A 12,603-nucleotide genomic window follows, 5' to 3' on the forward strand; every position below is an offset into this window, starting at 1 on the left:
GGCTAGAAAGAACAGCACACATGAAAGAAGAACATATTTTAGCGTAAGACGATACCAACAGGATATGAGCCTGATTGTGGAGTGAAAAGCATGCAATTTCAAATAGGAGATATGGTGACAAGGGCATCCTATCAAATGGATATTTTGTTTCGAATCATTCGAATTGATGAGACCGATCAGCACGAAGCTACCGCCATATTGCATGGGAATGAAGTGAGGCTGATTGCTGATGCCAAGTTGTCAGATCTCGTCAAGGTTCAAAAAGAGGAACAGCTGACTAGAGAGAAAAATGACGAACGAAAAATCAATGAATCGCTTGACTTACTTAGACAGGATTATCAGCTGCTGCGGGAAAAACAAGAGTATTATACTTCTGGACAATATCAGCATCAGGAGCAGTATTTTCACATGCCTGGAAAGGTCCTTCATTTAGATGGAGATGCTTCATACTTAAAGAAATGCTTGGATGTATATGAACGAATTGGTGTACCTGTGTACGGTGTGCATTGCCATGAGAAGAAAATGCCAAGCATGATTGACTCGTTAATTGATCAATATCGACCAGATATCTTGGTTATCACAGGACATGATGCGTATTCCAAGCAAAAGGGCGGCGTACATGATATCAGTGCCTATCGCCATTCTCGTCATTTCGTTGAAACGGTTCAAAAAGCAAGACGGAAAATTCCTCATTTAGATCAGCTTGTGATCTTTGCAGGTGCCTGTCAATCTCATTTCGAATCATTGATCCAAGCAGGTGCCAATTTTGCGAGCTCGCCTTCCCGTGTGAATATCCATGCGCTCGACCCCGTCTATATCGTTGCGAAGATCAGCTTCACTCCATTTGTAGATCGAATCAACGTGTGGGATGTGCTCCGAAATACATTAACAAGAGAAAAAGGCCTCGGAGGCATCGAGACGAAGGGCGTTCTAAGGGTAGGTATGCCATATAAAAGAGACCATGAATCGACACAACCCGACTGATTTCAGTCTGGTTTTTTTTATGTTCAAAAAGAAATTGCAAAAGGATACATAATTCACCGGAATTTGAGAAAAATAGGGAGAAGAAAAGGTAGAAGTTTGTCAAAATTATTTTGTTGACAATGGCTCGTGTTCGTTGATATAATTTAATTTTTATTTGACAAAAACGGGCCGTTGTTGTATAATTATCTCAGTGAGGTGGATGCAATGGCGAAGACTTTGTCCGACATCAAAAGATCGCTTGATGGTAACTTAGGTAAACGTTTGACGTTAAAGGCTAACGGGGGCCGCCGTAAAACAATTGAGCGTTCGGGCATTTTAGCTGAAACGTACCCTTCTGTATTTGTGATTCAATTAGATCAAGATGAGAATTCGTTTGAAAGAGTTTCTTATAGTTATGCAGATATACTGACTGAGACGGTCGAATTAACGTTCGATGATACCGCTAGCTCAGTCGCCTATTAATGGGCAGTGAACTTCTTGTTTACTGCTTTTTGTTTTGCCTTTTTTTCTGAATGGGAGTCTGTCCATTTTTTGAAAGGGGTAAAAGGAAGGAATCGATACAAAATAAGAAAGCCACAAAAGCAGTGGCACTGATTCGAATTCTCGACTAAAGGGGCTGTTTCGTTTGGGTAGACGCCGAGGCATTATGTCAGATGAGTTCAAATACGAGCTGGCGAAGGATCTTGGATTTTATGATACCGTCAAAAATGGAGGCTGGGGAGAGATTCGTGCGCGTGACGCAGGTAATATGGTCAAACGTGCCATTGAATTAGCTCAACAGCACATGGCTCAGGATGAGAATCAACGATAGAAAAACGGTCAGGGATACCTCGGGTGTCTCTGGCTTTTTTTGATGAAAAAGTCAGTGTGCTCGGCGTAAAAGCCTATATTCATCAGATCCATCAAATGTGATACAATATTGATACTTATGTTTAGATGGAGAAGTAGGTGAAATGTTTGCGTATTTTAGAAAAAGCACCGGCAAAAATTAATCTCTCACTTGATGTTCATGGAAAAAGACCGGATGGATATCATGAAGTGGAGATGGTGATGACAACAATAGACCTTGCAGATCGACTAGAGCTGACGGAGCTGGACAAGGATGAAATCCGTGTATCATCTCATAATCGATTCGTGCCAGATGATCAGCGTAATTTGGCTTATCAGGCGGCTAAATTACTCAAAACAAGGTTCGGTATTCAAAAAGGTGTATCAATTGTCATCACAAAAGCAATTCCAGTCGCAGCAGGTTTAGCTGGGGGCAGCAGTGATGCGGCAGCAGCTCTTCGCGGCTTAAATCGTTTGTGGAAATTAAACCTCACGTTAGATGAACTAGCTGATCTTGGAGCGGAGATCGGCTCAGATGTGTCTTTTTGTGTACACGGAGGCACAGCACTAGCGACAGGACGTGGAGAAAAGCTGAAGCATATTGCGACACCGCCGCATTGCTGGGTGATTTTAGCGAAGCCGGTGATTGGGGTATCTACAGCTGAAGTCTATAGACAATATGACGCAAGCAAAGTAGAACACCCAAATGTAAAGCGTATGATTGAAGCGATTGAAGCGAAAGATTATAAAGAGATGTGCGGCTCACTCGGCAACGTTCTAGAGTCTGTGACATTAAAGATGTACCCAGAAGTAGATATGATCAAAAGACAGATGAAGCGTTTCGGTGCTGACGCTGTTTTAATGAGTGGAAGCGGCCCTACAGTATTTGGCTTGATTCAATATGAATCGAAGGTACAAAGAATATATAACGGACTGAGAGGATTTTGTGATCAAGTATACGCTGTCCGCATGATCGGCGAACAAAATGCCCTTGATTAAATCCGTATATTAAGTTATATTTATCATAAATTATTCGGGTTCTGGGGGTAAGTTCATGAAGTTTCGTCGAAGCGGCAGATTGGTGGACTTAACAAATTATTTGTTAGCCCACCCGCACGTACTAGTACCGTTAACTTTTTTTGCAGAAAGATATCAATCTGCGAAGTCCTCCATTAGTGAAGACTTAACGATTATCAAACAGACCTTCGAACAGCAGGGAATAGGCACATTGCTTACTGTACCTGGTGCTGCTGGCGGAGTGAAATATATTCCAAAGATTCACCTAAAAGAAGCAGACGACGTAGTAAACGATATCGGAGAGGCTCTATCGACTCCTGAACGTGTACTTCCTGGCGGTTATTTATATTTAACCGATGTTTTAGGTAATCCATCAATTCTTGCGAAAATCGGTAAGCTGTTTGCGACCATCTTTGCAGACCGTGCGATTGATGTCGTCATGACCGTTGCGACAAAGGGTATTCCAATTGCCTATTCTGTTGCGGGTTATTTAAATGTGCCTGTTGTGATCGTTAGAAAAGATAATAAGGTAACCGAAGGATCAACTGTAAGTATTAACTACGCGTCAGGTTCGTCTAACCGAATTCAAACCATGTCACTTGCAAAGCGGAGTTTAGATAAAGGATCCAATGTCCTAATCATTGATGACTTTATGAAAGCGGGCGGAACCATTAACGGCATGATGAATTTGCTTGAGGAATTTAATGCAAATGTTGCAGGGATCGGTGTTCTTTTAGAAGATGAAGGCGTAAATGAACGTCTCGTTGATGAATATGTATCGCTTTTAAAGCTTTCAACCATTGATATGAAGCAGAAGATCATTGAGATCAATGAAGGCAATTTCCACGAGTTTTTTCATTCGAAAGCTTAAGCTTTGATCAAACATGTAGTTGAATGGGAGAGATTGATATGACAAAAGTTGTTCAAACCAAACATGCACCAGCAGCCATTGGACCTTACTCTCAAGGGATTATTGTCAATAACATGTTTTACAGCTCAGGGCAGATTCCATTAACGCCAGCTGGAGACTTTGTAAATGGAGATATTAAAGAACAAACACATCAAGTCTTCCGTAATCTTGAGGCCGTACTTGAAGCAGCAGGTGCTTCCTTTGAGACAGTCGTGAAAGCAACAGTTTTTATCAAAGATATGGAACAATTCGCAGAAGTAAATGAAGTGTACGGTGAGTATTTCCATACACATAAGCCAGCTCGTTCATGTGTGGAAGTAGCAAGACTTCCTAAGGATGCACTCATAGAAATTGAAGTGATTGCATTAGTAAAGTAAACAGGCAGTCTCAACGAAAGCCGTTTGGTTTCATCATATGCAGGAAAAGACATCATCATGATGTCTTTTTTTCACGCAGAGAATGTAAGCGTCGTCACCAAAATGACAAATAATGTATAAATATCCCGATATTTCAAAAAAAGTTTAAAAAAAGAGCAGGAGAATCACCACAATCGTTGAATACCTAAGTAATGCTTTTATATTGGGAAAAGGTGGTGAACTACTGTGGAAGTTACTGACGTAAGATTACGCCGCGTGAATACCGATGGTCGCATGAGGGCGATTGCATCCATCACGCTGGACCACGAATTTGTTGTTCATGATATTCGTGTGATTGATGGAAACAATGGGTTGTTTGTGGCAATGCCTAGCAAACGCACGCCTGATGGAGAGTTTCGCGATATTGCACACCCAATTAATTCAGGTACTCGGGGTAAAATCCAAGATGCTGTATTAAATGAATATCATCGCTTAGGCGAAGAGGAAGAAACAATTGAATATGAAGAAGCTGGAGCTTCTTAATCATATGTGAATCCAAAAAGACAGATTTAAGAGAAAATGGAATGTTTTCTTTTAAATGCTGTCTTTTTTGCGTTTTTACTCTTGTTTCTTTTGTCTTCCATCCATTAGAAAATTATTGCACTTCCTCTTGTATCCTTGAAATCAGTCCTTATTTAGGATATATTTTTCTATGGATAATAGGGATATTGGAGGCCAATCAATGGATAAGCGGTTCGCAGTGATTTTAGCAGCGGGAAAAGGAACGAGAATGAAGTCAAAGCTATACAAGGTACTTCATCCAGTTTGCGGAAAGCCAATGGTCGAGCATGTGGCAGATGAAGCGTTAAAGCTTTCTTTAGCCAAGCTAGTGACGATCGTCGGTCATGGAGCAGAGAACGTCAAAGAGCAGCTTGGAGACAGAAGTGAGTATGCACTTCAAGAAGAACAGCTGGGAACAGCACATGCCGTCAAACAAGCAAAGTCGTTCCTTGCGCAGGAAAAGGGAACAACCATTGTCATTTGTGGTGATACGCCATTATTGACAGCGGAAACAATGGAAGCTATGTTGAGCGAGCATCAAAAACATCAAGCGAAAGTCACTATTTTAACAGCACATGCGGATGACCCGACAGGTTATGGTCGTATTATTCGTGACGAAACCGGTGCTGTCGTGAAAATTGTGGAGCATAAAGATGCGAATGATGCGGAACGTCAAGTGAATGAAATTAATACAGGGACCTATTGTTTTTCAAATGAAGATCTCTTCCGTGTGATTGAGCAAGTATCGAATGAAAATGCACAGGGTGAATACTATTTGCCAGACGTCATTGAAATTTTAAAGAATGAAGGGCAAACGGTTGCAGCATATCAAACACCGCATTTTGAAGAAACACTTGGAGTCAATGATCGTATCGCTCTATCACAAGCAGAGCAATTCATGAAGCGACGTATTAATCATCAGCATATGAAGAATGGTGTGACCTTGATTGATCCTGAGAACACGTATATTTCACCAGATGCTGTCATCGGTGAAGATACAATCATTTATCCTGGGACGGTCATCAAAGGGAATGTAAAAATCGGTGCAGACGCTACTATTGGGCCAAACACTGAAATTGTTGACAGCATCGTCGGAGATCGCACAGTGATTAAGCAATCTGTCGTCTGCGATAGTGAGGTTGGAGTCGATGTGACAATTGGGCCGTTTGCTCATATTCGCCCGTTGTCGAAAATTGGCGATGAAGTGAAGATCGGGAATTTTGTCGAAATCAAGAAAACGGTTTTCGGTGACCGCAGCAAAGCATCTCATCTAAGCTATATTGGAGATGCAGAGGTCGGAACTGATGTAAACCTTGGCTGTGGATCTATTACAGTCAACTATGATGGGAAGAACAAATTCTTAACGAAGATTGAAGATGGCGCTTTTATTGGCTGTAATTCAAATCTAGTAGCACCAGTCACTGTCGGAAAAGGGGCATATGTTGCAGCTGGTTCAACGGTTACAGAAGATGTACCGCAGGATGCATTGTCTATTGCTAGAGCAAGACAAGTCAATAAAGAAGATTATGTGAAAAATATTCATAAAAAATAATCCAAATACCCGGAGGTTTACCATGTCTAATCGTTATGCTGATGCGAATTTAAAGATATTCTCTTTGAATTCAAACCCTGAACTTGCTAAAGAAATTGCCGATCGTATCGGAGTTGATGTAGGAAAGAGCTCTGTTAAACGCTTTAGTGACGGTGAAGTCCAAATCAATATTGAAGAAAGTATTCGCGGCTGTGATTGTTATGTCATTCAATCAACGAGTGCGCCAGTCAATGAGCACATTATGGAACTGCTCATTATGGTGGATGCACTAAAACGCGCTTCTGCGAAAACGGTCAATATTGTGATCCCTTATTACGGATATGCACGTCAAGATCGTAAGGCAAAACCTCGTGAGCCAATCACTGCGAAGCTTTTTGCGAACTTGCTTGAAACAGCAGGTGCTACTCGTGTCATTGCACTTGATCTTCATGCGCCGCAGATCCAAGGTTTCTTTGATATTCCAATCGATAACTTAATGGCTGTGCCAATCTTAACAAACTATTTCGAACAGAAAAATTTGAAGGATATCGTCGTTGTGTCTCCAGACCACGGTGGTGTGACACGTGCGCGTAAAATGGCAGACCGCCTGAAAGCGCCAATCGCTATTATCGACAAACGTCGTCCGAAGCCAAATGTTGCTGAAGTGATGAACATCATTGGTAACATTGAAGGCAAAACGGCGATTCTCATCGATGATATCATTGATACGGCTGGTACCATTACACTTGCTGCAAATGCACTTGTGGAAAATGGAGCGGCTGAAGTATATGCTTGCTGTACTCACCCAGTATTGTCTGGACCAGCAGTAGAACGTATCACAAATTCTAAAATAAAAGAATTGGTTGTGACAAACAGTATTCACTTAACAGATGACAAGAAAGTTGAAAAATTCATTCCGCTTTCAGTTGGGCCTTTGCTTGCAGAAGCCATCATCCGTGTACATGAAGAAGAATCTGTGAGCTACCTTTTTAGCTAATTTTCTGATTAAAAAAGGCCCTAGGCATCAGCTTGGGGTCTTTTTGCTGTCATCATTCATAGCAAATAGGTTTAAAATGATTCGCTTATGGGTAATTATGAGAGTAGTGACAAAAATGAAATAGGATGGTGCTGAATATGGCAACTTTAAAAGCAAATAAAAGAACTGATTTCAAACGTTCCACACTGCAAAAAATCCGTCATTCAGGACACGTTCCTGGTGTCATATACGGAAAAAATACAGACAACCTGGCTGTTTCACTAGACAGCATCGATTTATTAAAGACCTTACGTGATGAAGGAAAGAATACAATCATCACATTAGACGTGAACGGTGAAACAAAATCCGTGATGGTCACAGAATTACAAACAGATCCGCTGAAAAATGAGCTTGTCCATGCAGATTTCCAAGTGGTCGACTTACAGCGTGAAATTGAAGCAGATGTACCTGTCCAGCTGATTGGCGAATCCAAAGGGGTAAAAGATGGCGGTGTGCTTCAGCAGCCACTATTTGAACTATCCATTACAGCGAAACCAAAAGATATCCCGCAGCATATTGAAGCCGATATTACAAACTTAGAAGTGAATGATGTCCTAACAGTCGCTGATTTGCCTGTTCAATCATCATTTCAAGTGAATAACGATCCAGAAGAAGTCGTGGCATCCATTTTGCCGCCTCAGCAATCAGAGGTTCCTGAGCCAGATAGCGAAGAGGAACCAAAAGAACCTGAGGCCATTAAAGAAAAGGATAACGATGGAGAATAACTGGTCAATTAGAGACGTAACCCTCCCGCGGTTGCGTCTTTTGTGCTAGAATGAAAAGAATTCATACGTTTTTACATGAGGCAATCCTATTGGCTCATTTTTTAGGCGTGTGCTTTGTGACAAAGGAGGTTATTGGTTTCATGATTGCATTCGTTGGATTGGGTAATCCAGGAAAAGAATATGAAAAAACAAGACATAATGTCGGGTTTATGACAATAGATGAATTATCGAAAAAATGGGACATCCCCTTAAATCAATCAAAATTCCATGGACAATTTGGAACAGGGTTTGTTTCAGGGCAAAAGGTTCTACTTGTAAAGCCGCTTACATATATGAACTTATCAGGAGAATGCGTGCGTCCGCTAATGGATTACTATGATATTCCCCTTGAACATTTGAAAGTCATCTATGATGATCTTGATTTGCCAACTGGGCGGATTCGTTTGCGTACAAAAGGAAGTGCAGGCGGACATAATGGAATCAAATCGTTGATTCAGCATTTAGGGTCACCTGAGTTTGACCGATTCCGTATCGGCATTGGACGTCCTCAAAATGGCATGAAGGTCGTCGATTACGTGCTAGGACGCTTTTCTGAAGAGGAGCAGCCTGACATTGCATCAGCCATTCAGGCGTCTGTCGAAGCTTGCGAGGCGGCTTTAACAAAGCCATTTTTAGAAGTGATGAATGATTTTAACAAGAAGGTATAAGAATGATAAGCAAAGCACATACTGATTATAAAATCTCAGCATGGGAGGATCACGTATGGCTTTGCATTATTACTGCCGGCACTGTGGTGTAAAGGTTGGCAGTCTAGATGAATCCGCTGTTCAAAGTGAAGCACTTGGATTTCATCACTTAACAAATGAGGAAAGAAACGATATGATTTCTTATAGAGAAAATGGTGATTTACATGTACAAACCATTTGTGAGGATTGCCAAGAGGCGCTCGAAAGAAATCCTGATTACCATCAGTATCATACCTTTATTCAATAAAAAGCTTTGGTGTAGATAATAGACCAAAGCGTTTTTCTGTTTTAAACAAGCAGGGAGGAGGAGCCAAATGAAAAATATACAATCATTTATCAAACAAAGTGATGATTTTCAGTCCATTTTTAATGGGCTAAAGGAAGGGTTAAAAGAACAGCTGCTCGCCGGACTATCAGGCTCCGTCAGATCTTTATTTACAGCCGCTATATCAGACGAACTTAAGCGGCCGATGTTTATTGTGACTCACAACTTGTATCAAGCGCAGAAGGTAACAGATGATCTTGCCAGTGTGATTTCAGATCGCTCGGTCCTTCTTTATCCTGTTAATGAACTCATTGCTTCAGAAATTGCCGTTGCCAGCCCTGAGCTCAGAGCACAGCGTCTAGATGTTCTGAACCGGCTGGCGAATGGAGAAAACCCCATTATCGTCACACCGGCTGCAGCGGTGCGCAGAATGCTTCCGCCAGTTGAGCTCTGGAAGGAGAGTCAGATCCATTTAAAGCTCGGTGAAGAAATTGATTTGGAGGCGTTTTCAAAACAACTTGTACAAATCGGTTATGACCGGACGTCGATGGTTGCTGCGCCCGGAGATTTTAGTGTGCGCGGAGGAATCATTGATATTTATTCGTTAACGGAAGATCATCCGATCCGTATTGAGCTGTTTGATACAGAAGTAGACTCGATTCGAACGTTCCACTCAGATACACAGCGTTCATTAGAAACACTTCAAGAGATTAAAATCGGTCCCGCAAAAGAGCTGATTGTGAGAGGTTCTGAACGAGTGAGAGCCATTGAACAGCTTGATCAAGGACTTGCGAAGAGCTTAAAGAAATTTAACTCAGACCAGCAAAAAGAACTGCTTCATCAACATATTTCTGCTGATCGAGAGAAGCTGCTAGAAGGTATCGTGACACAGGAAATGACGAAGTACCTGTCCTATTTCTATGAAAAGCCTGCTAGTTTGCTAGATTACACATCACAGGATACGATTATTATTTTAGATGAAATTAGCAGAATTCAGGAGATGGAAGAACAGCTTGAACAGGAAGAAGCTGATTGGACAATTAGCCTGCTTGAAGAAGGTAATATCCTTCATGATTTATCCCTTTCTTTCCCGTTCCAACAACTGATCAATCAGCAATCGCGGTCTATTCTGTACTACTCCTTGTTTCTGAGACATGTCCAGCAGACAAATCCGCAAAATATCGTCAATGTATCTAGTAAGCAAATGCAGAATTTCCACGGGCAGATGAATGTGCTTGCGAGTGAAATTGAACGCTACAAAAAACAACAATACACAGTTGTCTTCTTAGGTGCGGATGAAGAGCGGACAGATAAACTATCTTCTGTCTTACATGATTATGACATTGAAGCCGCTCTTGCCAAGCCGGACGCCGAGCTTGTAAGAGGACAGGTGTATATTTTACAAGGTGAGCTGCAAACAGGCTTTGAACTGCCGTTATCGAAAATTGCCGTGATCACAGAAGGCGAGCTCTTCAAGAAACGTGTGAAGAAGCAGGCACGTAAGCAAAAGCTGACCAATGCAGAGCGAATTAAGAGCTATTCAGAGCTTCAAGTCGGCGATTATGTGGTGCACATTAACCACGGAATCGGTAAGTATTTAGGAATTGAAACGCTTGAAATCGGCGGCATTCATAAAGATTATTTAAATATTCATTATCAAGGAAGCGACAAGCTTTATGTACCGGTTGAACAAATTGATCAGGTGCAGAAGTATGTCGGATCAGAAGGTAAAGAACCAAAGCTGTACAAACTAGGCGGCAGCGATTGGAAACGTGTGAAGAAAAAAGTGGAAACATCTGTACAGGACATCGCAGATGATCTCATTAAGCTGTATGCGGAACGTGAGGCAAGCAAAGGGTATGCCTTCTCGCCTGATCATGAGATGCAGCGCCAGTTTGAATCAGCGTTCCCTTACCAGGAAACAGATGATCAAATCCGTTCGATTCACGAAATCAAACAAGACATGGAGCGGGAGCGTCCAATGGACCGCCTGCTTTGTGGAGATGTGGGATATGGAAAAACAGAAGTGGCGATTCGAGCGGCCTTCAAAGCCATTGCTGACGGAAAACAGGTTGCTCTGCTTGTACCGACAACAATCTTAGCGCAGCAGCATTTTGACACGATTATGGACCGATTCCAAGACTACCCTGTCAAAATCGCTCAGCTGAGCCGTTTCCGTACAAGAAAAGAAACAACCGAAACGTTAAAAGGGCTGAAAAACGGAACGATTGATATGGTCATCGGCACACACCGTTTGCTTTCTAAAGATATTGTCTATAAAGACTTAGGTTTGTTGATCATTGACGAAGAGCAGCGTTTTGGTGTGACGCATAAAGAGAAAATTAAACAGATGAAAGCCAATATCGATGTACTGACATTAACGGCTACGCCAATTCCGCGTACGCTGCATATGTCTATGCTTGGCGTACGGGATTTATCGGTTATTGAGACACCGCCTGAAAACCGTTTCCCTGTTCAAACCTATGTGGTCGAGTACAATGGCGCTTTAGTCAGAGAAGCGATTGAGCGAGAACTAGCACGCGGCGGTCAAGTGTACTTTCTTTACAACCGTGTTGAAGATATTGAACGCAAAGCAGATGAAATCTCCATGCTAGTCCCAGACGCGAAAGTCAGCTATGCACATGGGAAAATGAGTGAGAACGAGCTGGAATCAGTGATGATCAATTTCCTTGAAGGTGAATCAGATGTATTGGTCAGTACCACCATCATTGAAACGGGAGTCGACATTCCAAATGTGAACACGCTCATCGTCCACGATGCGGATAAAATGGGGCTTTCTCAGCTGTACCAGCTAAGAGGACGAGTAGGACGTTCGAATCGTGTCGCATATGCTTATTTCACGTATCGAAAAGATAAAGTTCTGTCTGAAGTAGCAGAGAAGAGACTTCAAGCTATTAAAGAATTCACAGAGCTCGGATCAGGATTTAAAATTGCGATGCGTGATTTAACGATTCGAGGAGCAGGAAATTTACTTGGTGCACAGCAGCATGGATTCATTGATTCTGTTGGATTCGACCTCTATTCTCAAATGCTGAAAGAAGCCATTGAGGAAAGAAGAGGCGATACAACGGCTCAAGATAAATTCGAACCGGAAATCGATCTGCAAATCGATGCCTACATCCCGGACACTTACATTTCGGATGGGAAGCAAAAGATCGAGATGTATAAACAGTTCAGAGCGATTGGATCAATTGAAGAGCGAAAAGAGCTTCAAGATGAAATGATCGACCGATTTGGTGAATATCCGCAAGAAGTGGCGGACTTGTTCACGATTGCGACGATGAAAGTATACGCAGTGCAGGAACGTGTCGAACTGATCAAGATGGAGAAAGGCATTGTCAGGCTTACTCTTGAAGAGCAAGCAAGCAGTGAAATCGACGGTCAAAAATTATTTGCGCTCAGCAGTAAATATGGCCGTGATATAGGCTTGGGAATGGAAGGCAGCAAGCTGATTATTTCTGTCCAAACGAAAGGCAAGAAGACCGAGGAATGGCTTGAGATCGTTCTGAATATGCTTCGAGGCCTTCAAGAAGTGAAAAAAGAAACCATTCCATCTTCATAAAATTTTGTTTGTCTCTCGTGTATATTACGTTTGATGTGACGGATACTAAACTCAGGGTCAA

General features: G+C 42.0%; 13 protein-coding genes. All 13 read left to right on the top strand.

Going from position 1 to position 12,603, the window contains the following annotated elements; genetic code table 11:
* Positions 1–90: 90 nt before the first annotated feature.
* The 13 genes from yabG to mfd all read left to right on the top strand — a co-directional run bounded on the left by yabG (position 91) and on the right by mfd (position 12,542).
* On the top strand, positions 91–984 hold the full coding sequence (gene yabG, locus MHH26_RS17545; RefSeq protein ID WP_106039738.1) for a sporulation peptidase YabG: 894 nt from the start codon (positions 91–93) through the stop codon (positions 982–984).
* A 204-nt stretch (positions 985–1,188) separates the two neighbouring features.
* Complete coding sequence (gene veg / locus MHH26_RS17550; protein ID WP_003217979.1) at positions 1,189–1,446, top strand: biofilm formation stimulator Veg; 258 nt, start codon at positions 1,189–1,191, stop codon at positions 1,444–1,446.
* 163 nt (positions 1,447–1,609) lie between these two features.
* Positions 1,610–1,795 carry a small, acid-soluble spore protein, alpha/beta type gene (locus MHH26_RS17555; RefSeq protein ID WP_012008653.1) on the top strand — a complete coding sequence of 62 codons (186 nt, stop codon included), beginning with the start codon at positions 1,610–1,612 and terminating at the stop codon, positions 1,793–1,795.
* 146 nt (positions 1,796–1,941) lie between these two features.
* Entirely contained in the window at positions 1,942–2,811 is an 870-nt protein-coding gene (ispE, locus tag MHH26_RS17560; protein ID WP_034665703.1) for a 4-(cytidine 5'-diphospho)-2-C-methyl-D-erythritol kinase, read from the top strand.
* Between the two features lie 55 nt (positions 2,812–2,866).
* On the top strand, positions 2,867–3,700 hold the full coding sequence (purR, locus tag MHH26_RS17565; RefSeq protein ID WP_034665706.1) for a pur operon repressor: 834 nt from the start codon (positions 2,867–2,869) through the stop codon (positions 3,698–3,700).
* Between the two features lie 38 nt (positions 3,701–3,738).
* The gene (gene ridA, locus MHH26_RS17570; RefSeq protein WP_334750979.1) at positions 3,739–4,116 is read left to right on the top strand and encodes a 2-iminobutanoate/2-iminopropanoate deaminase; all 378 of its coding nucleotides are present in this window, start codon (positions 3,739–3,741) and stop codon (positions 4,114–4,116) included.
* A 225-nt stretch (positions 4,117–4,341) separates the two neighbouring features.
* Positions 4,342–4,638, top strand: a complete 297-nt coding sequence (spoVG, locus tag MHH26_RS17575; RefSeq protein WP_034324487.1) for a septation regulator SpoVG — start codon at positions 4,342–4,344, stop codon at positions 4,636–4,638.
* 199 nt (positions 4,639–4,837) lie between these two features.
* Positions 4,838–6,208, top strand: a complete 1,371-nt coding sequence (gene glmU / locus MHH26_RS17580; RefSeq protein ID WP_034665711.1) for a bifunctional UDP-N-acetylglucosamine diphosphorylase/glucosamine-1-phosphate N-acetyltransferase GlmU — start codon at positions 4,838–4,840, stop codon at positions 6,206–6,208.
* A 22-nt stretch (positions 6,209–6,230) separates the two neighbouring features.
* Positions 6,231–7,184, top strand: a complete 954-nt coding sequence (locus MHH26_RS17585) for a ribose-phosphate diphosphokinase (RefSeq protein ID WP_060595354.1) — start codon at positions 6,231–6,233, stop codon at positions 7,182–7,184.
* A gap of 137 nt (positions 7,185–7,321) precedes the next feature.
* Positions 7,322–7,948, top strand: a complete 627-nt coding sequence (locus tag MHH26_RS17590; protein WP_307498826.1) for a 50S ribosomal protein L25/general stress protein Ctc — start codon at positions 7,322–7,324, stop codon at positions 7,946–7,948.
* Between the two features lie 140 nt (positions 7,949–8,088).
* On the top strand, positions 8,089–8,655 hold the full coding sequence (gene pth, locus MHH26_RS17595; protein WP_012008658.1) for an aminoacyl-tRNA hydrolase: 567 nt from the start codon (positions 8,089–8,091) through the stop codon (positions 8,653–8,655).
* A 55-nt stretch (positions 8,656–8,710) separates the two neighbouring features.
* Positions 8,711–8,941, top strand: a complete 231-nt coding sequence (locus MHH26_RS17600; protein WP_003217967.1) for an anti-sigma-F factor Fin family protein — start codon at positions 8,711–8,713, stop codon at positions 8,939–8,941.
* A gap of 67 nt (positions 8,942–9,008) precedes the next feature.
* Positions 9,009–12,542, top strand: a complete 3,534-nt coding sequence (gene mfd, locus MHH26_RS17605) for a transcription-repair coupling factor (protein WP_340974240.1) — start codon at positions 9,009–9,011, stop codon at positions 12,540–12,542.
* The last annotated feature ends 61 nt before the right edge of the window (positions 12,543–12,603 follow it).

Origin of the sequence: Bacillus sp. FSL K6-2839, from assembly GCF_038003365.1 — a bacterium.
Taxonomy (GTDB): domain Bacteria; phylum Bacillota; class Bacilli; order Bacillales; family Bacillaceae; genus Bacillus.

Bases quoted from the DNA above. Each gene is read 5' to 3' on its own strand.
- glmU (WP_034665711.1), top strand. From the start codon at position 4,838: ATGGATAAGCGGTTCGCAGTGATTTTAGCAGCGGGAAAAGGAACGAGA.
- MHH26_RS17600 (WP_003217967.1), top strand. From the start codon at position 8,711: ATGGCTTTGCATTATTACTGCCGGCACTGTGGTGTAAAGGTTGGCAGT.
- yabG (WP_106039738.1), top strand. From the start codon at position 91: ATGCAATTTCAAATAGGAGATATGGTGACAAGGGCATCCTATCAAATG.
- purR (WP_034665706.1), top strand. From the start codon at position 2,867: ATGAAGTTTCGTCGAAGCGGCAGATTGGTGGACTTAACAAATTATTTG.
- pth (WP_012008658.1), top strand. From the start codon at position 8,089: ATGATTGCATTCGTTGGATTGGGTAATCCAGGAAAAGAATATGAAAAA.
- mfd (WP_340974240.1), top strand. From the start codon at position 9,009: ATGAAAAATATACAATCATTTATCAAACAAAGTGATGATTTTCAGTCC.
- MHH26_RS17585 (WP_060595354.1), top strand. From the start codon at position 6,231: ATGTCTAATCGTTATGCTGATGCGAATTTAAAGATATTCTCTTTGAAT.
- veg (WP_003217979.1), top strand. From the start codon at position 1,189: ATGGCGAAGACTTTGTCCGACATCAAAAGATCGCTTGATGGTAACTTA.
- ridA (WP_334750979.1), top strand. From the start codon at position 3,739: ATGACAAAAGTTGTTCAAACCAAACATGCACCAGCAGCCATTGGACCT.
- MHH26_RS17590 (WP_307498826.1), top strand. From the start codon at position 7,322: ATGGCAACTTTAAAAGCAAATAAAAGAACTGATTTCAAACGTTCCACA.